The organism is Eudoraea sp., assembly GCF_049669105.1.
Taxonomy (GTDB): domain Bacteria; phylum Bacteroidota; class Bacteroidia; order Flavobacteriales; family Flavobacteriaceae; genus Eudoraea.
This window is the reverse complement of the sequence record NZ_JBATKE010000248.1, coordinates 12,927-30,285: the sequence shown is the minus strand read 5'-3', so window position 1 is coordinate 30,285 and position 17,359 is coordinate 12,927. Positions and strand designations below refer to the sequence as shown.

16 protein-coding genes are annotated in these 17,359 nt (G+C 38.3%); 8 read left to right on the top strand and 8 right to left on the bottom strand.

Annotation, left to right across the window (positions count from 1 at the left end):
- Both WBM60_RS17595 and cls read left to right on the top strand, forming a co-directional pair.
- On the top strand, positions 1 to 198 hold a 198-nt coding region (locus WBM60_RS17595; protein WP_424283423.1), incomplete at its 5' end, for a hypothetical protein.
- Between the two features lie 166 nt (positions 199 to 364).
- A complete protein-coding gene (gene cls, locus WBM60_RS17590) occupies positions 365 to 1,843 on the top strand; it encodes a cardiolipin synthase (RefSeq protein ID WP_424283422.1) in 1,479 nt (492 codons plus the stop codon).
- A gap of 105 nt (positions 1,844 to 1,948) precedes the next feature.
- Here the strand turns inward: cls and WBM60_RS17585 are convergent, their stop codons facing one another.
- From WBM60_RS17585 to WBM60_RS17575, 3 genes are read right to left on the bottom strand one after another with little or no spacing between them, the layout of a single operon-like run.
- A complete protein-coding gene (locus WBM60_RS17585; RefSeq protein ID WP_424283421.1) occupies positions 1,949 to 3,415 on the bottom strand; it encodes an efflux transporter outer membrane subunit in 1,467 nt (488 codons plus the stop codon).
- A 1-nt stretch (position 3,416) separates the two neighbouring features.
- Positions 3,417 to 6,581 carry an efflux RND transporter permease subunit gene (locus WBM60_RS17580; RefSeq protein WP_424258854.1) on the bottom strand — a complete coding sequence of 1,055 codons (3,165 nt, stop codon included), beginning with the start codon at positions 6,579 to 6,581 and terminating at the stop codon, positions 3,417 to 3,419.
- A gap of 7 nt (positions 6,582 to 6,588) precedes the next feature.
- Entirely contained in the window at positions 6,589 to 7,761 is a 1,173-nt protein-coding gene (locus WBM60_RS17575; protein ID WP_424283420.1) for an efflux RND transporter periplasmic adaptor subunit, read from the bottom strand.
- Positions 7,762 to 7,977: 216 nt separating this feature from the next.
- Here WBM60_RS17575 and WBM60_RS17570 point away from each other — a divergent pair, with 216 nt between their 5' ends.
- Together WBM60_RS17570 and WBM60_RS17565 are read left to right on the top strand one after the other, a co-directional pair.
- Positions 7,978 to 8,814 carry a hypothetical protein gene (locus WBM60_RS17570; protein WP_424258850.1) on the top strand — a complete coding sequence of 279 codons (837 nt, stop codon included), beginning with the start codon at positions 7,978 to 7,980 and terminating at the stop codon, positions 8,812 to 8,814.
- A gap of 176 nt (positions 8,815 to 8,990) precedes the next feature.
- Positions 8,991 to 9,461 (top strand): hypothetical protein, encoded by a 471-nt coding sequence (locus WBM60_RS17565; RefSeq protein WP_424277484.1) that lies wholly within the window; start codon positions 8,991 to 8,993, stop codon positions 9,459 to 9,461.
- Positions 9,462 to 9,558: 97 nt separating this feature from the next.
- On the opposite strand, the gene WBM60_RS17560 is transcribed toward WBM60_RS17565, so the two are convergent.
- On the bottom strand, positions 9,559 to 10,503 hold the full coding sequence (locus WBM60_RS17560) for a L,D-transpeptidase (RefSeq protein WP_424258846.1): 945 nt from the start codon (positions 10,501 to 10,503) through the stop codon (positions 9,559 to 9,561).
- 184 nt (positions 10,504 to 10,687) lie between these two features.
- Between WBM60_RS17560 and WBM60_RS17555 the strand changes: the two genes are divergently transcribed.
- The 3 genes from WBM60_RS17555 to WBM60_RS17545 are packed head-to-tail and all read left to right on the top strand — an operon-like array spanning position 10,688 to position 13,270.
- On the top strand, positions 10,688 to 11,470 hold the full coding sequence (locus WBM60_RS17555; protein ID WP_424258844.1) for an MlaE family ABC transporter permease: 783 nt from the start codon (positions 10,688 to 10,690) through the stop codon (positions 11,468 to 11,470).
- Complete coding sequence (locus tag WBM60_RS17550) at positions 11,470 to 12,249, top strand: ABC transporter ATP-binding protein (RefSeq protein ID WP_424277108.1); 780 nt, start codon at positions 11,470 to 11,472, stop codon at positions 12,247 to 12,249. Before WBM60_RS17555 ends, WBM60_RS17550 begins: the two co-directional genes overlap by 1 nt.
- A 4-nt stretch (positions 12,250 to 12,253) precedes the next feature.
- Positions 12,254 to 13,270: an MlaD family protein gene (locus WBM60_RS17545; RefSeq protein WP_424262243.1), complete on the top strand. Its 1,017-nt coding sequence runs from the start codon at positions 12,254 to 12,256 to the stop codon at positions 13,268 to 13,270.
- A 24-nt stretch (positions 13,271 to 13,294) separates the two neighbouring features.
- Here the strand turns inward: WBM60_RS17545 and WBM60_RS17540 are convergent, their stop codons facing one another.
- From WBM60_RS17540 to WBM60_RS17530, 3 genes are all read right to left on the bottom strand, one after another.
- Positions 13,295 to 13,906: a GyrI-like domain-containing protein gene (locus WBM60_RS17540; RefSeq protein ID WP_424283419.1), complete on the bottom strand. Its 612-nt coding sequence runs from the start codon at positions 13,904 to 13,906 to the stop codon at positions 13,295 to 13,297.
- Positions 13,907 to 13,989: 83 nt separating this feature from the next.
- Positions 13,990 to 14,589 carry a CDP-alcohol phosphatidyltransferase family protein gene (locus WBM60_RS17535; RefSeq protein ID WP_424262247.1) on the bottom strand — a complete coding sequence of 200 codons (600 nt, stop codon included), beginning with the start codon at positions 14,587 to 14,589 and terminating at the stop codon, positions 13,990 to 13,992.
- 72 nt (positions 14,590 to 14,661) lie between these two features.
- Complete coding sequence (locus tag WBM60_RS17530; protein ID WP_424262249.1) at positions 14,662 to 15,027, bottom strand: arsenate reductase family protein; 366 nt, start codon at positions 15,025 to 15,027, stop codon at positions 14,662 to 14,664.
- Between the two features lie 168 nt (positions 15,028 to 15,195).
- Between WBM60_RS17530 and WBM60_RS17525 the strand changes: the two genes are divergently transcribed.
- On the top strand, positions 15,196 to 16,056 hold the full coding sequence (locus WBM60_RS17525) for a universal stress protein (protein WP_424277110.1): 861 nt from the start codon (positions 15,196 to 15,198) through the stop codon (positions 16,054 to 16,056).
- Between the two features lie 96 nt (positions 16,057 to 16,152).
- Here WBM60_RS17525 and WBM60_RS17520 read toward each other — a convergent pair whose 3' ends face one another.
- On the bottom strand, positions 16,153 to 17,325 hold the full coding sequence (locus WBM60_RS17520) for a hypothetical protein (RefSeq protein WP_424259706.1): 1,173 nt from the start codon (positions 17,323 to 17,325) through the stop codon (positions 16,153 to 16,155).
- Positions 17,326 to 17,359: the final 34 nt, after the last annotated feature.

Genomic DNA, 17,359 nt, shown 5'->3' with positions numbered 1-17,359 from the left:
TACTATTCAATAGACCCATCTATATACAGAGATGGACAAAAAATGAAAGGTGGTAGTTCAGGACATTTAAACCTCATTTGGTCACCTATAAAAAATATAAATACAGGGGTTGAATTTATGGTTTTAGAACGTGTAAATACTGATGATAACTCTGGTGTTGGAAGAAGACTTCAATTTATGGTTAAATACCTTTTTTGATTACCTTAGGGCTTGAAGATGAAATTGCGGATATTCTAACTGTTGTTTGTAAATGATTTACGGCGAAGCATAAATAAATTATCGATTAGTAGAAGGCATATGAAGAATCGGCTTTAAGAGCTGACTTTACTATATCAATTAATCGTATAATAAAAAACTCCTTCATATGATGTTGTTAAATAGTTCATTACCGGCCTTTATGATTTATATACTTGCTACTGCCTACGGATTGTTGCTGGCTTATACCATTATCAGGATATTGCTCGATACGCACTCGACAGCTAAGGCTCTTGGCTACATACTACTTGTCTTAATACTGCCATTAATGGGTATGCTTATCTATTTTTCGTTCGGTATCAATTACAGGCATAAAAAGAGTAACAAAAAAAGAACAATAGCACTTGATGAGTTTACAAAATCTTTCAAAGGAAGTGTGCCGGATGATACAAAAGAACTCTTAAAAAAATATGCCGGTTCGCTGGATAAATACTACGATTTAATTCGCTTCATTGATTCCCTTGGCAGTGAAAAGCTCAGTGTTAATGAATTTAAACTCTTGACCAACGGGGAGGAGAAATTTCCGGAAGTGCTTAAAACACTTGAGACGGCTAAGCACTTTATTCATATGGAATACTACGCCTGGGAAAACGACACCCGTGGAAATCAGATCAAGGATGTTCTTTTAAGAAAAATAAAAGAAGGTGTAAAGGTCAGAATCATGTACGATGATTATGCAAGCCGTAAAATGAAGCACAACATTGTTAGGGAACTAAAGGCAGGTGGTGCTGAAATTTACCCGGTTATTAAAATTAAACTGGTGGCTATTGCCAACAGGGCAAACCACCGTGATCACCGCAAGGTGATCATCATGGACGGCCATACCGGATTTGTGGGCGGCATTAATGTTTCGGATCGTTATGATAATTCAATTGACACCGGCTTGTATTGGCGCGATACCCATGTAAAGATCATGGGCGGTACCGTTCATAACTTGCAACGTCATTTTATTGTGAACTGGAATGTGTGTCAGCCAAACAAACTATCGGTAAGTAATGAGCTTTTTCCTGAGGTAAAAGAAATAGCGGACAAGGGTGAGGTGCAACTTGCCCAGATAGTGGCGGGAGGGCCGTTGTACCCATTATCGCCTATTATGTTGTCGTATTTCAAAATATTCACGGTAGCGAAAGAAAAACTTTATGTGACCAATCCTTATTTTATCCCAAATGATAGCATTTTGGATGCACTAAAACAAGCAGCGCTCAGTGGTGTTGATGTACGGATATTGATGCCCGAAAAATCCGATTCGGCTGTTGTGGGCGCTGCTTCAAAGTTTTACTACGAAGAATTACTCCAGGCCGGGGTAAAAATATTCCTTTATAAAAAAGGATTTGTACATGCCAAGACCGTGGTTGCCGATGGTGATTTAAGTGTGGTGGGTTCTGCCAATATGGATATCCGCAGCTTTGACCTCAACTTTGAGATCATGTCAGTGATCTATGGGGCACCATTTGCTAAACAACTTGAAGGGGCATTTCTGAACGATATGAAGGAATGTACTGAATTATGCTATGAAAGCTGGATAAAACAGAGCACCTTCAGGAAGTTGACATATGCTGCTGCTCGTTTAGTGTCATCTTTTCTATAGAAATAAACTGTCTGAAAAGATATTTTACGCTTGTCATATCGCTGGCCATATAAAGGAGAGGCAGACAATCTTACATGATCATTTTTCGGATGGTCATTTATTTTTTTATTCTTTAAGGCCAGCAGCGTTGGCCGCAGCATTCATTTCCTCTTCCGACAACCAACCTCCACCTAAAGCTTTATAAAGATTAACATAGGAATTGAAAAGTTTTTGAGTTGTTTCAGACAGACTTAATTCTGCTTCGAAGGCTTGTCGTTGACTTTCAATTAATTCCAAAAAACTGGTAACGCCTTTGTCGTACCTCTCTCCTGATAAATATTGTGCATTTTGTGCCGCAGCAACATGATCAATCCGGGCTTGCCTTTCTTCTTTTAAGGTGCTAATTGCCACAAGGGCATCTTCTACTTCCTGGAAGGCTGTTATGACAGTGAGTTCGTATTCATAAAGGACCTGCTCTGTTATCTTTCGTTCAACCTCTACCCGTCTTTTGTTTTTTCCGAATTCAAATAGAGGACCTAAAACACTACCTCCAATAGCAAATGCCGCCGGATTGGAAGTTAAAGTAGAGATATCACCACTGGCTACCCCCAAGAGTCCGGTAAGACTGATGGAAGGAAATCTTTGGGCAACGGCTACACCAATACGAGCTGTCTGGGCATGCAATAAGGCTTCCACTTGTAAGATATCAGGACGTCTTTCCATCAACATAGAAGGAAGACCAACCGGAATATCAGGAGGTAATTGTTGTTCACTCAATTCTACTCCTGTTGTAATGGGGCCTGGGCTTCTGCCTAATAAAATACCTAAAGCATTCTCTGTCTGAGCGACGGATCTTTGAAAAAGAGGAACAGCGGCAGCGGCAATGGCTCTCTGAATTTGCGCCTGATTTAAATCAATTTCCGCTACAATACCACTGTCATACCTGGCTTGGATAATATTTAAAGAAGCTTGTCTTAATTCTAGTGTTTTTCTTGAAATATACTCACGCCACTGAAAATCCAGTAACTGATAATAGGTAGTGGCGATAGCTGAGATGAGCCCTATTTGCACCGTTCGCTGCCCGTATTCTGTAGCTACTAATTCCGCTCTGGCAGCTTCATTGGCTCTTCTAAACTTACCCCAAAAATCGAGCTCCCAACTTAGGGTGCCAAATCCGGTGAAAATGTTACTAGCCTCAAAACCTTGTGTGGGGGCCCCGGCAATCACGTTACCTCGTTGAGCGCTTATATTATAACCAATCTTTGGCCCCATATCGGCTTTGGTAAAACCTAATTGGGCCATGGCCTGATCAATTCTGGAAGAGGCGATAAGCGCGTCTTTATTTTCCTCTAAACCAATTTCAATTAAATCGGCCAAAACAGGATCATCAAATAATTTCCACCAACTAATATTGAGAACAGAATCGGTCATTGCTAATTGGATGCTATCATAGCGGTAAACGGCGGTCGAATCTATTTCAGTCCTTTGCGTTTTAAATGTAGGTCCAACCTTGCATCCTTCAAATAAAATGAGGCTACTTACCATAAAAAGGATAATAAAAATCTTCGTTTTAAGGCCTTGGATTTTTTTCATTTTATTCTGGAGTTTCTTTTATTAATGCTAATTCTTTCTCCCTTTTTTTCTCATAACCGGCAATCTTACCAATAAGAATGTAGAGCATGGGGTAGAAAAATACACCTAAAAGGGTCGCTAAAGTCATACCTCCTAATAAGGCCATTCCCATTACCTTTCTTGCTTCTGCTCCCGAACCAGTAGCTATCACAAGAGGAAAAACCCCAAGTATAAAAGAGAAGGCCGTCATTAGAATAGGCCTGAATCTGGATTTTGCAGCTTTTATAGCAGCTTCATGAAGACTGTCTCCCTTTTTAAATTCGTCATGTGCAAATTCTACAATTAAAATAGCGTTTTTGGCCGCCATCCCAATTAACATCACAAAGGATACCTGGGCAAAAATATTATTTTCAAAAGTGGGACTAAAAAGTCTCGCTATCCATAAGAAAATTAATGCCCCGAAAATAGCAAAAGGGGTTCCCAGTAAAATAGAGAAAGGCAAGGACCAACTCTCGTATTGCGCGGCGAGAATCAAGAAGACAAATACTAATGAAAAAGTAAGGATTATCATAAGAGATCCAGAGGACTTTTTTTCTTGATAAGACATAGCATTCCAAGCATAATTCATGTCTGGCGGAAGTACTTCATCACCAACTTCTTCAAGAGCTGCTATGGCCTCTGCTGAGGTATAACCGGGAGCAGGGCTTCCCGTTACCTCTACGGATCTGTATAAATTAAATCTGTTGGTATAGTCCGGTCCGGAAACGTTCTTAACACTGGCAATGGTGGCCAGTGGAACCATATTCCCCTCTTTGTTTTTTATAAAGAAATTATTGATTTGTTCCTCATTTACACGATAGGCTGGTTCTGCCTGAATATAGGTTTTGTACAACCTTCCGAATCTGGTAAAATTATTCACATAGGCCCCCCCCATAAAGGCACCTATAGTGGTGTAGAGGTCATTCAGTGAAACACCTAATTTTAAGGCCTTTTCTTTATTGATATCAAGGAATCTTTGAGGCACATTGGCTTGGAAGGTTGTAAAAGCAGCTCCAATTTCAGGTCGCTCGTTAGCCGCTTTTATGAACTTCATGGTATTTTCACCGAGGTAATCAGGAGTGTTTCCCGCCCTATCCTGAATCATAATACTAAAACCTGAGCCGTTCCCGAGTCCCGGTAGGGCAGGGGGTCCGAAAGCAAATATCTGTGCCCCTTTTATTTTTTGTGCAAACTCAATATTGAGATTGTTAATAACCTCTTTGGCAGTTAGGTCTCTGTCTCCCCATTCTGAAAGCGTCACGAACATAAAGCCATTGTTTGGCACCGCGGAACCAGCCAATATGCTATATCCCGCAAGCGTAGTCAGATATTCAATATCAGGATTGTCTAAAATGATATCTTCAACTTGCTTTGCAATCACATCTGTTCTCTGAATGGACGAGGCATTGGGTAACTGTATGTTTACATAAAAATAACCCATATCCTCCTCAGGAATAAACCCGCCGGGGACCAAACTGCCAAATATTCCGGCACCTAAGGACATCACCACTATAAATATTACTCCTCTTTTGAGTTTTCTGGTAACAACATTGGTAAAACTCATATAGGCATCCGTAGACTTATCCATGCCCTGATTAAACTTGCCAAAGAACTTGCCCAACAATCCTTTGTATGGTTTTGGTTCTTTTAGGAGTAAGGAAGATAGAGCAGGACTTAAAGTCAAGGCATTTACAGAAGATACCAATACAGACACCACAATGGTAATGGCGAATTGTTGATATAACAACCCGGTTATGCCGGCCATCCCCGCAACCGGAATAAAAACGGCTACCAAAACTAAGGTAGTAGCAATAATTGGGGCGGTAACCTTACTCATCGCATCCAAAGTCGCAGCTTTGGCTTTCATTCCTTTGGCAATATTTACTTGTACTGCCTCTACCACTACGATGGCATCATCTACGACAATTCCAATAGCCAGAACAAGGCCTAAGAGAGATAACACATTTATCGTAAATCCTAATATTGGGAAGAAGATAAAGGCCCCAATTAAAGAAACGGGAATCGCCAAAGTGGGAATTAAAGTAGCACGCCAGTCTTGAATAAAGATAAAAACTACCAAAACCACTAAAAGGAGGGCAATTATTAAGGTTACCACTATATCTTTAATTCCTGCTGTGATAGGTAAGGTAGAATCTAGGGCTACTTCGTATTTAATTCCTTCAGGAAAATTTTTAGAAAGGGTATTCATTTCCGCCAATAAATTCTCCGCCAATTCTACGGCATTCGAACCTGGTGCCTGATAAATAGAGATGATGGCGCAAGTCTCTTTATTCATTCTTGGAATCATGGCATAGGTTTCTACCCCAAGATTTACGGTGGCAATATCTTTTATTTTTACTTGAGACCCGTCCTCATTTGTTCTTACAACGATTTCTTCAAAAGCTTCTTCTGAATTAAACCTTTCCGGCAAACGAACCGTATATGTAAATTCAGTACCGGGTGGTGCCGGTTCTGCTCCAAATTTGCCTCCCGGAACAATTACATTCTGTGCGTTTATGGCATTTAGAATTTCTGGAACCGTAATACCCATTTTAGAAAGTAAATCCGGTTTCACCCAAATTCTCATAGAATATTCAGAAGTTCCTAAAATATCAACCCGACCAATTCCTTTAATTCTTGATAATTGATCTTTTATATTAATTAAGGCGTAATTCCCTAAAAAATCTTGTCCATACCTACCGTCAGACGTTAAAGTCATGGCCATCATTATATTGGGTAAGGATTTTTGTGTTGTTACCCCAAATTTGGTCACTTCCTGCGGAAGTTTGGCTGAAGCGGCTGATACTCTGTTCTGGGCCAATACAGTATTCATATCCGGATCTGTTCCCACATCAAATGAAATGTCAATTACCATGGTGCCGTCATTGGCATTGGTAGATTTCATGTAAATCATGTTGTCTACCCCATTGATTTCCTGTTCAAGTGGTGTTGCTACGGATTCTTCAACACTAATAGCATTTGCACCAGTATAATTAGCTCTAACTTGTACTATTGGAGGGGTGAGATTGGGATATTGTTCAATAGGCAAGCCTATCATGGATACGGTACCAACAATAACAATGACAATTGCTATAACTATTGCTACAATGGGTCTTCGAACAAAGAAATTACCGGAGTTTTCAGCCATGTTTTATTTAATTATCAATTGTTTGACTTTCGAACTCTATAACGACTGGGGAAATGACCATCCCCGATGCGACTTTTTGAAGGCCGTCAATAACCACAATTTCATTTTCCTCAAGTCCTTCACTAATTAAGCGCAGATCACCTAAGGCCTCACCCAGTTTTACCTGCCGGGATTTAACAACATTGTCTGCTTCAACTACAAAAACGGAGTATTGTCCCTGTAATTCCGTGACACATTTTTCCGGGACAAGAATAGCATCTTCTGCCACTTCAAATTCTACGCGGACTTTGGCATACATGCCGGGTCTCAACAGTCCTTTTTTATTGTCAAAAGAGGCTTGAACTAATATGGAGCCTGTATTGGCATCAATGGCCCTTCCAAGAAATTCAACGTGGCCCTTTTCTTCATAAATTGAGCCATCCGCAAGAATTAATTGCAGATTGTTTTTCTTATTCGATTTTATGCGCTCTCTGCTGCCGTCTTCTGCGCCAGTTTGATCGAATTCTCTGGCCAGAGTTAAATATTCTGCTTCTGTAAGAAAGAATTCTACTCTCATTTTGTTGATATCAGATACGACGTTCAGAATTACAGGATTTGGTTCACGTCCGACAAATTCTCCCGTCCTAGCCTCTGTTTTTCCAATAAGTCCATTTATAGGAGCAAGTATTTTGGTATAACTAAGATTAATTTCGGCCATTCGCAAATTGGCATTGGCTGCTTCTAACGAAGCTTCGGCAGCATCCCTGCTCGCTTGGGCAGCATCCAAATCACTTTTACTAACTGCGTTGATTTCTGCAAGAGGTTTGTATCTTGCCAATTCATTTTCTGCATTTACCAAATATGTTTGTGCCTCAGCAACATTGCTTTCTTTAGAGGCGACGGCTTCAATATAAGGTTGGGCATCAATAGTGTAGAGAAGTTGTCCTTTTTTTACAGCAAACCCTTCCTCGAAATGCACGCCTTCCAAATAGCCCTCCGCCCTGGCTCTAATAGGAATATCTTGAAAACCGTAGATCTGTCCAACAAAATCTCTTTTTAAAGGGACGTCTTTTTTTATGGCTTTAATAACTTGTATTTCAGGTGCAGGTCCGGTAACCGGGCCTTTTTCTTTACAGGATGTTAAAAAGAGAAAACCTCCCAGTAGTACTATTGAAATTTGAGAGTAATAGTTGATTTTCATGGAATAGATGTATAATTATACTTCAGGTAAGAAGTGAGCTAAAATACATTATAAATTCCGTTAATAAAAAAGAATTTTATTGAGTCAAGGGCTGGAATTAGGCCTTTTATTGCAGAAAGAAAAAACCATAAATTAATTATTATGATTTTTTAATTATTTAACTTGCATTACCTAAATACCAAAATATTTAGAAGTATCAATTGAATCTTTAGTAAAATGAAAAATATACTATCCATTGTTGTTTTTTTAGTCATTTTTAATTCCTTGTATTCCCAAACAGATGGGGACAAGAATCCTATGCTTACGGATAGATTTTTAGCAAGAGCATCTTTGTTTGTACCTTCAAGAACCTTTAGTTTAAGTGTAGAAGGCAATATTGATACAGAAAATACAGAGGATATTGATTTTGATGAAAACTTTGACATAGGAAGAACTCAAAATACATTTAATTTCGATTTTATCTGGAGATTTTCCAGGAATAAATTTTGGTCGGTACGCGGACAGTATTTTAGAGTTGCGGCAGAAGATGAAGCCGTATTAGAACGGGATATTGTTTGGGAGGATTATACTTTCCGGGCAGGAGTTTCAGCTAAAGCAGGTTATGGGCTGTCTTTGTACAGGATCTTCTTTGGGAGGGTTATAAGCACCGGACAAAAGCATGAATTGGGTGGAGGATTGGGAATTCACGGACTTGATACAAATGCTTTTATTGAAGGAGAGGCTTTTATAAATGATCTTTCGACAGGCTTCAGGAGAGAAAGAGTAAACGGGTTTCTGCCCCTGCCGAATATTGGTGTATGGTACATTTGGGCTCCTACCCCGAAATGGGCATTTACAGCCACGGTTGACTGGTTTGGAGTCAAAGTTGGCGACTATTCCGGTGGTTTATGGAATCTTAATCCTGGAGTTACTTTCCAGGCCTTTAAAAATATAGGATTTAGCGTTAATTATCACTATATAAATTATTACGCAAATGTTACGCAAAATTCATGGAATGGGAGTTTTGATATGAAATTTAGCGGCCCTTCCTTTGGTGTGACAGCTAATTTCTAAGGCAATGAAATATGGCTTAAATTAGCCCTGAAAGCGCAGAAAATGAAACTTTGAAAGGACTCCCCCGGTAGTACAAATTATTACTATACTTGAAGGCAGGAATTACAAAAAAAAGAATTTATATGGTGCTCATTTTTTGTATTTTCGTAGCTGAATATGAACATAATTAAATAAAAATGAAAACAAAAACTATTTTACTGGTCATCGGGATGATTATGATGATGAGTCCGGCATTTTCTCAATCTTTTGATGATTATCTTGAAGTTGTACGGGATGTTTTAAATTCGGAAAAAAAGGCAGCGGTAGCTGAGACGATGGAGCTGAGCGAGGTTGAGAGCGGTCCGTTTTGGGCATTGTATAATGAATACAACGCGGAATTGTATAAAGTGCATACAGAACGTGTTAATATTATTAAAGACTTTGCAGCGAGCTATGAGTCAATGACAGACGAAAAAGCCGATGCCCTTGTCAATCGTTCATTGGCTTATCAGACAAAATTGCTCAAACTGAATAAAAGCTATTACAAAAAGTTTAAAAAAATTATTCCGGCAGCAAAAGCAGCCCTTTATTTTCAGGTCGAAAGTAAAATAGATGCATTAATTGATGCAGAACTTGCTGCTGAAATTCCACTTGTTAATACCAACTAAATTCATTGAAAGCAGTGTGCTATTTGTTATAAGTTTAATTGTAGTCTGTTTAACGCAGCTATTTTAATCTGACTTATAACAAATAGTTCATTTAAAATTATTGTTCATAGCCATAAATATCCTTTAGTTTAACATTGGTGCCCATATCAATATTAAATTCCAAATCGTAGCGGATTGTGATCATGGTTCCCAGGGGTGCATAATAGTAAATGATCCAGGCATCGGATTCCCTGGTGCCAATACAACCATTGGAACTGGCGTTTCCAAGTGTTTTAGGATTGGTTGTTGGATGTATCATCTGCCCATTTCTAACACCGTCAATTTCAGTTTCGATCCAGGGTATTTGCGGCATTAAGGTAGTTTTATTATCATCTCTTTTTGTTAGATAAAAGCGCTTTTGGTCTACAGGGTTATAAAATTTAGGATTTCTTTCCAAACGGATAATTTTCCCATTTCCAGTTAATGTTCTTAAGTCGGTGATTTTGTCGCCCATGGCCAAATATTTTTTCGCGTTTTTTCCTACCCGTACAGGAAAGGTGAAAAGTAAACAGGTATCCTGATAAATTCGAAGTTTAAATTCGGGAATATTTACATCTAGACTCGTTTTTTTAAAAGCATCCATAATGTAGGCTGCCGACAGGGAATCCGGGATCATTATAGAATCTGATGCCCGTAATACAAATAGCTTCCGCTGATCATAAACAAAGTAATCTCGTGCAGTCATTCGATAGTAATCTGTATTGGCCAGCGTGTCTATTATCCATGGATTGGCACGCACCAGAAGGTGTTCTGATAAGGGGTAAGGAACCAGAGAGTCATAGGCGGTTACCAAAGAATCCATGAATTGAAAATATTGACTTATAGTAACATCCTGTTTTATAGGTATCCAATAGGCACTAGTGAGTTTTCTTGCAGTGTCCCTGCTGTTTTCTGTGATTTCCGTTTGGGGTATTCTTTCCGGCCTAAATGAATTGTTCTCAGACTTAACAGAAGCACTTATATATACCATAAACAGACAAAGAAAAAATAAAGGTTTTAGCATTATAGGTTATTTAATTTTATTCCTGTTCGTTTTGTCTGCAATTATCTGGGACAGCATAAAATTAATACTCATGGGGCAAACGGAGTATGAGCAAGATCAGTCTTTACATATGACTTATATCATTTATAACCTATTGTTTTAAAGGTATATTTGAAGTATCAGGTCCACAAGATATATATCACCTATGAGTGCTGTAAAACTAAGTTTGGGTGGAATAAAACAATTCTTCATAGAGATAGGGGAGCTGGCATATTTTGCCGGCCGCTTTTTTAAAGAATTGTTCAGGCCTCCTTTTGAGTTTAAGGAGTTACTCAGGCAATGTTATCATATGGGTAACCGCTCCCTGGTTCTGGTAATGGTTACAGGGTTCATAATTGGGCTGGTGCTTACCCTGCAATCCAGGCCAACGCTCATTGAATTTGGCGCGGTATCCTGGATGCCCAATATGGTAGGGATTTCTATAGTTCGGGAACTGGGTCCTGTAATCACGGCATTGGTTTGTGCGGGGCGAATTGCGTCAGGTATTGGAGCCGAGTTAGGTTCTATGCGTGTTACCGAACAAATAGATGCCATGGAAGTATCAGGAACAAATCCGTTTAAATATTTGGTCGTGACAAGAATCTTGGCCACTACGCTTATGCTGCCATTGCTGGTAATCATGGGAGACGCCATTGCGTTATACGGATCTGCACTGGTTGAAAATTTTAAGGGAAATGTCTCATTCCTGCTCTATTTTAATCGTGTTTTTGATGCATTGGATTATCGGGATTTGATTCCTGCAACTGTGAAATCTTTCTTTTTTGGTTTTGCAATTGGCCTGGTGGGTTGTTTTAAGGGCTATTACAGTAAAAAGGGTACTGCCGGTGTTGGTTTAGCCGCCAATACTGCTGTCGTCTTTACATCCATGCTTTTGTTTGTGATAGATTTTATAGCCGTTTTTATATCTGACATTTTTTACGACCTGTGATGATACAAGAAAAAGAAACTTTCAATAATACCGTGACCGACGAACGTGAAGTCATAATCCATATCAAAGATGTTTATAAACGCTTTGGAAAGAACCATGTACTCAATGGCTTTAATATGAAATTGTATAAAGGGGAAAATTTGGTGGTTATGGGAAAATCGGGTTCAGGGAAGTCCGTAATGATCAAATGCCTTGTAGGATTAATGCAACCCGATAGTGGTTATATATCAGTTATGGGAAATGAGATAAAATTGTTAGACAGGCCAACCCTTGATATTCTGCGTTCTGAAATTGGATTTTTGTTTCAGGGAAGCGCTTTGTATGATTCTATGACCGTAAGGGAGAATTTGGAGTTTCCTATGCGACGTCATAAAGAGAAACTCGGTAACATCTCAGATACCACACCTTTAGTTCTTGAGGCTTTAGAGAGTGTAGGTCTTGCAGATGCTATTGATCTAATGCCAGAAGAACTTTCCGGAGGAATGAAAAGGCGGGTGGCTTTGGCCCGTACCCTAATCCTTAGGCCAAAAATTATCTTGTATGATGAACCAACCAGTGGTTTGGACCCCATAACTGCCAAAGAGATTATTGAATTAATGAGAAGTATTCAAAAAAAATATGGCACATCCTCCTTGATCATTACACATGACGTGGACTGTGCGCGTGTAATTTCAGAACGTATGATTCTACTCGTAGATGGTATTAATTATGCCGAAGGTACTTATGATGAACTTATTCAATCTAAAGACCCTAAGGTAGAAGCATTTTTTAAAAAATAACGACATGGAAAGAACAAGCCTGGAAAAATTGAGATTGGGAATTTTTGTGATCCTGGGAACGGCATTACTCGTAATTGCGGCCTATTTAATAGGAAACAGACAAAACATGTTTGGCAATACCTTTATGATCCATGCAGTTTTTAAAAATGTAAACGGGTTAGAACCAGGGAACAATGTGCGTTACTCAGGGATAGGCGTTGGGACTGTGAAAGATATAAAAATGGAAAATGATTCTACGATAGATGTAGCAATGATCATTCAGGAAAATATGTTAAAGCATATTAAAAATGACGCTATAGCTACAATTGGTTCTGATGGATTAGTGGGCAGTATGATCGTAAATATTGTTCCCGGAAGTGGCTCGGGAGCAATGATAAAGTCAGGAGATGAAATTATTTCTTATAGTCGTATCGGGGCTGAAGATATGATGAGTACCTTAAATGTAACTTCTGAAAATGCCGCACTTCTTACTGCTGATTTGTTAAAAGTAACGGCGGCTTTAACAAAGGGTGAGGGAACTTTAGGTCGCCTCCTTAATGATACGCTTATGGCCAAAAATCTTGAGCAGACCGTTCTGAATCTGAAACTGGCCAGTGCCCGGGCCAATAATACGCTGGAGGAAGTAAACAGATTTGTTAACGCAGCCAACTCTGAGAATTCTGTGGTTGGGGTTTTATTGCGCGACTCCCTTGCCGGACTCGAAATAAAACAAATTGTTCACAATCTTGAATCGGCCAGTGACAGGATGCAGAAGTTAACGGTTAATTTGGATAGTGTGGTTACCGGTATTTCCGAGGGTGAAGGAGCTTTAAATTACTTAACCAAAGACACCATTCTGGTTCAACGACTGGAAGCAACCATGAAAAGTATAGAAGAAGGTACAGCCAGGTTTAATGAGAATATGGAGGCTTTTAAGCATAATTTTTTAACCCGGGGTTATTTTAAAAAAATGGCCAAAGAAGAACAAAAAATGGCCAAAGAAGAAGAAAAAAAAGCCAAAATGGAGCAGAAAAATAAATGAATTGAATTCATATTATAGTTATGATCAATTGCATGGCTGTCTTATTATAGTCTTCCATTTTTCAGGGGCGGCTCTTCTAATGTCGGAAAGGTAGATTTCATGATGTTTTCCCGAAAGCTTGTACCCATTATCGATAATGAAATCATGAACTTTTTTGATGGTTGGACCTTCTTCTGAAAATGGACCTATATGTAATGTTTGCGCCGCTTTTCCCTCTGTAAAAGTTTCAAAACGAATTTTAGATAATGCTTTTGGATTCTTTTTCTTTCTAACCTCCTCAATGGCTCTAGTTACCAATTCACCGGTCACCACTTCTGGTTGCATGATCAGTGCGGTCCATTTCCAATCATCCTTTTTGTTTGGATCGAATTTTGACATATCGTCCACCCACCACAGCCCTTCAAGTGGCATAACACCGTAATCAATACCTGACTCACCTTTTTTTATCATAAATTTTAGGGTATAGGATAATGTAAACAGAGCCTCTATGGCTTCTTTATACGCTAAAGAAGTATTTGGATCTCCGGTGCCGTCAATCATCAAAAAATTCATTTTTGGGACCTCCCTGAATTCAATTTTAAGGGGAGATGGTTTGTAGAGATGTTTTAATTCTTTTTTGTAATCAACCTTATCCATCTTATGGTCGCTTGAAGTAAATATTCTATTAATTTTAAAAATAGTCAGGCTCCTAAAATCGAACCCTTTAATTGAAATGAGGTCTAAGAACCATTTTGCTCAATATTAAGCCTTCTTTTGTCTTTTAAGGCCCAGTAGATGCCTTTAACGCCCGCAACCCATTTGTCATATAAATAAATAAGTGTTATTTCTTCAATTGTTTCTAAAACCCCTAAAATGATCATTACATAAAACAACCAATAAACGGGGCCAAAAAATAATAACCATAGTATAAATACCCCTTGAATTACAGCAGATAATTTGGCCAGATAGGTATGAAAGGCAGTGGCTTTTCCATATTTTCGAAAAGCAAGTATCATTTGTAAAATATAGGGCACAAAAGCAATTAAAATTAAGAGATAGTTCTCCCTCATAAAATTGGTTTCAAAAATCAGCAGCCCTATTAAACCAACCACAAGAGTCATTTGATCGCCGTAGGAGTCTAATTGAGAACCACGTGCACTTGTAATCTTTAGTTTTCTTGCTAAAAAACCGTCAATTGCATCCGTGGAATAGCTAACTAGTAAAAGCCAGGTAAATATTTCCCGTTCATTCCACCATATTAAAATAAGCAGAAAAGGTACGGCAGCTATGCGGTAAAATGAAAACCAATCTGCGATATTAAATTCTTTAAATTTTGGCATTACCCAGTATTTAATTTTTTTTATAAGCACTTTAAAAGATTTATATATAAACTTAAATCTAGTGCCTGTGAATTATATCTTAAGGATATCCGTTGGAGTCTCTATCAATATGGTAATATTTCCACGGAGCGCTATAGGCTGTTTCATTATTTCGGGGTTGTGTCTAATCATTTTTATCCAATCGCGAGATGAAAATTCATGAGCTTCAAATTTAGAGGTATAGGACGGATGATTTTGGTTAACCAAATCTTTTACTTCCATTCCTAGACGATCCGCCAATTCGGCAATTTGAGTCCCGGTGGGAGGATTTTTTATTATATCTATCTCATGAATAGGCCAACCTTCCGATTTAGCATAAGCCATAGTTTGCTTGGCCCTTTTGGACCTGGAACTATAAAACAGGGTGATTTGCCTGTCTGAAGTAGCTATTTCGCCCATAATATGAATCTTTGTTGAGTTATATAAAATTAGTTCATTTGGGTAGTAGCGCGTATGACAATTGTCATATCGTGGTTTTCTTGTGGGATATGACTTAGGTCATTTTTAGTTGTTTTACTTTTTTATAGATTCATCCTGTTATTTCAATTAATTCTAAATGCATATCCTATGAAAACTATACTCTGTGCGACGGATTATTCAGATAATTCAATTTCAGCAATAAAGTTGGCCAATGTAATTCGTAAAAAATTAAAAGCCGAGCTTCATGTCGTTCATGTATTTGATATTTCAGCTACTTTTATTAGTACAGTCAGTTTGGCATATGCCCGGTTAGAGGAAGCAGCCTTTAATAATCACCGGGAAAAACTGGATGCTTTTTGCTGGAAGCACTTAAGTCTGAAAGATGGTGACAAGAGCCCTGTTATTTCTGTGGTTGAGAATAGTATTGAGTCAGATGGGATTATGGGAAAGGCTGAAGAAATAAAGGCGGATCTGATAGTAGTTGGGATGACCGGAAGTAATATTGTAAAAGACCTGATTATTGGCAGTACAGCGACTGCATTAATAGAAAAATCGTCTGTGCCTGTACTATCTGTTCCTAAAAACGCGGGGATGACGGAAATAAATACCATTGTATACGCAACGGCCTTTGAGGAAGCAGATATCCCGGCTATTGCAAAGATTACTGAGTTTGCATCTGCCTTTAATACCGAAATTAAATTAATTCATGTTTCAACCAAAAACGAATATGCTGCCGAAGATCAAATGCTTTGGTTTAAGGAAATGCTTAAAGAAAAGGTTACGTATAAAAAGATCAGTTTTGAATTTAGATTATCAGATGATATTTTGAGCACCTTAAAAGACTATTTAAAAGAGGTAGATGCAGATATTCTTGTAATGCTGGAAAGAGAAGGTCATGCCATAATTCCAAATCTTTGGCATTTTGATTTGGTAAAACGCATGAAATTGGAGCGACTTGTTCCATTGTTAAGCTACCAAAAAACAGTAATGGAAATTCATGATCATTGACCACGAATCGTCTTATTAATAATCTTATAAAAGAAACGTATACGCAATACTTCTCAAAAAAGTTTAGGGAGAATCAATTCTAAACATTTAGTTGGGTCAAAACCTAAACAAGGCATTCATAGGGATGTTTTTAACAGGCATTTCCTCGGCTTCCAGAAAGTAGACATTACCACCTTGGAGAAAAGTATATATGGCAGCCATATTTAATAAAGAGATATTTCGCATTTCTTTACGGGAATCAAGAATTAAGCATCCTTTAGCACTGTTATAGGTGCCAAAAACATCTTCCTTTTGCTGCACAAAGAGCGTATCTATTTTTCCTTTGACAGCTGCCGGAAAAATTTCCGAGGGGCGATAGGAAGTTTTGGAAGTATGAATTTTGGCGATAAAATTTGCCAGTTTTACACGCTTTGTAGTTTCAAAATAATATTGAACGAGACCCCAGGATTCTTTGTGTAACTCGTTCGTGCCTTTAAATTCAGGATCTCCACTTAGATTGGTATCCCATAAATTATGGTGCGAATTTATTTTCTTGTAAATAGGGTACAATTCATCGGTACATGCCAAAATCAATGGAGCTTTTTTATTTGAGAGTATTTTGGTAACACCTTGATTTATTTGTCTAAAGAAGCTAACCAGTTCTTTTTTTTGGTCTTCCTTGCCTTCTCCCTGGCCATGAAATGACCCGGCCGGATACATCATATGACCTGTTCTGTTTTGTAACATCTTTTGCTCAAAATCATAACCCACAACTTCTTCTAACTGTTTGGGTATTATTTTATTAATTTGAAGTTCCCGAAACTTATTTCTGGAGCCCTTGTATAATTTCACATAGTCGCGGCTTAATTCCAGAAGATAATAAATGCCGTTGTTGTGAAACAAAGGAAGTAACGGGATTAAATAAAAATGATCGGCAACATATGTTTTTATGTCAAAAGGGAAAGGTAATTTATAGTATCTGAATCCGAGATCTTTATCTAAAAATATTGCCAGACCTTCTGAGGGATTTCTCCAGAAATTTAGATCGAAAATAAGATTCCGGATTGGTTCAAGATAGGAATTTATTTTAGTTTCATGATACCCGTATTCAACCAATACCGCATGTACTTTTTTCAGACAAGATTTTAAATTAGATTGCCCTAAGCCTTCATTCTGTTCTTTACCTTTTTTATACATTGGTAAGTAAATGGAAACACAATGCTCATTCCTTATTGCAGCTAACTGTTCAAAAGTTTTTTTTGTAAATGCGTGTGCCAAAAAATTAATCATGACTCTAATTTTTCTCAATTTATTAAATCGTGCT

Coding starts and splice junctions, on each gene's coding strand:
- cls (WP_424283422.1), top strand. CDS start 365: ATGATGTTGTTAAATAGTTCATTACCGGCCTTTATGATTTATATACTT.
- WBM60_RS17585 (WP_424283421.1), bottom strand. CDS start 3,415: ATGAAAAAAATCCAAGGCCTTAAAACGAAGATTTTTATTATCCTTTTT.
- WBM60_RS17580 (WP_424258854.1), bottom strand. CDS start 6,581: ATGGCTGAAAACTCCGGTAATTTCTTTGTTCGAAGACCCATTGTAGCA.
- WBM60_RS17575 (WP_424283420.1), bottom strand. CDS start 7,761: ATGAAAATCAACTATTACTCTCAAATTTCAATAGTACTACTGGGAGGT.
- WBM60_RS17570 (WP_424258850.1), top strand. CDS start 7,978: ATGAAAAATATACTATCCATTGTTGTTTTTTTAGTCATTTTTAATTCC.
- WBM60_RS17565 (WP_424277484.1), top strand. CDS start 8,991: ATGAAAACAAAAACTATTTTACTGGTCATCGGGATGATTATGATGATG.
- WBM60_RS17560 (WP_424258846.1), bottom strand. CDS start 10,503: ATGCTAAAACCTTTATTTTTTCTTTGTCTGTTTATGGTATATATAAGT.
- WBM60_RS17555 (WP_424258844.1), top strand. CDS start 10,688: ATGAGTGCTGTAAAACTAAGTTTGGGTGGAATAAAACAATTCTTCATA.
- WBM60_RS17550 (WP_424277108.1), top strand. CDS start 11,470: ATGATACAAGAAAAAGAAACTTTCAATAATACCGTGACCGACGAACGT.
- WBM60_RS17545 (WP_424262243.1), top strand. CDS start 12,254: ATGGAAAGAACAAGCCTGGAAAAATTGAGATTGGGAATTTTTGTGATC.
- WBM60_RS17540 (WP_424283419.1), bottom strand. CDS start 13,906: ATGGATAAGGTTGATTACAAAAAAGAATTAAAACATCTCTACAAACCA.
- WBM60_RS17535 (WP_424262247.1), bottom strand. CDS start 14,589: ATGCCAAAATTTAAAGAATTTAATATCGCAGATTGGTTTTCATTTTAC.
- WBM60_RS17530 (WP_424262249.1), bottom strand. CDS start 15,027: ATGGGCGAAATAGCTACTTCAGACAGGCAAATCACCCTGTTTTATAGT.
- WBM60_RS17525 (WP_424277110.1), top strand. CDS start 15,196: ATGAAAACTATACTCTGTGCGACGGATTATTCAGATAATTCAATTTCA.
- WBM60_RS17520 (WP_424259706.1), bottom strand. CDS start 17,325: ATGATTAATTTTTTGGCACACGCATTTACAAAAAAAACTTTTGAACAG.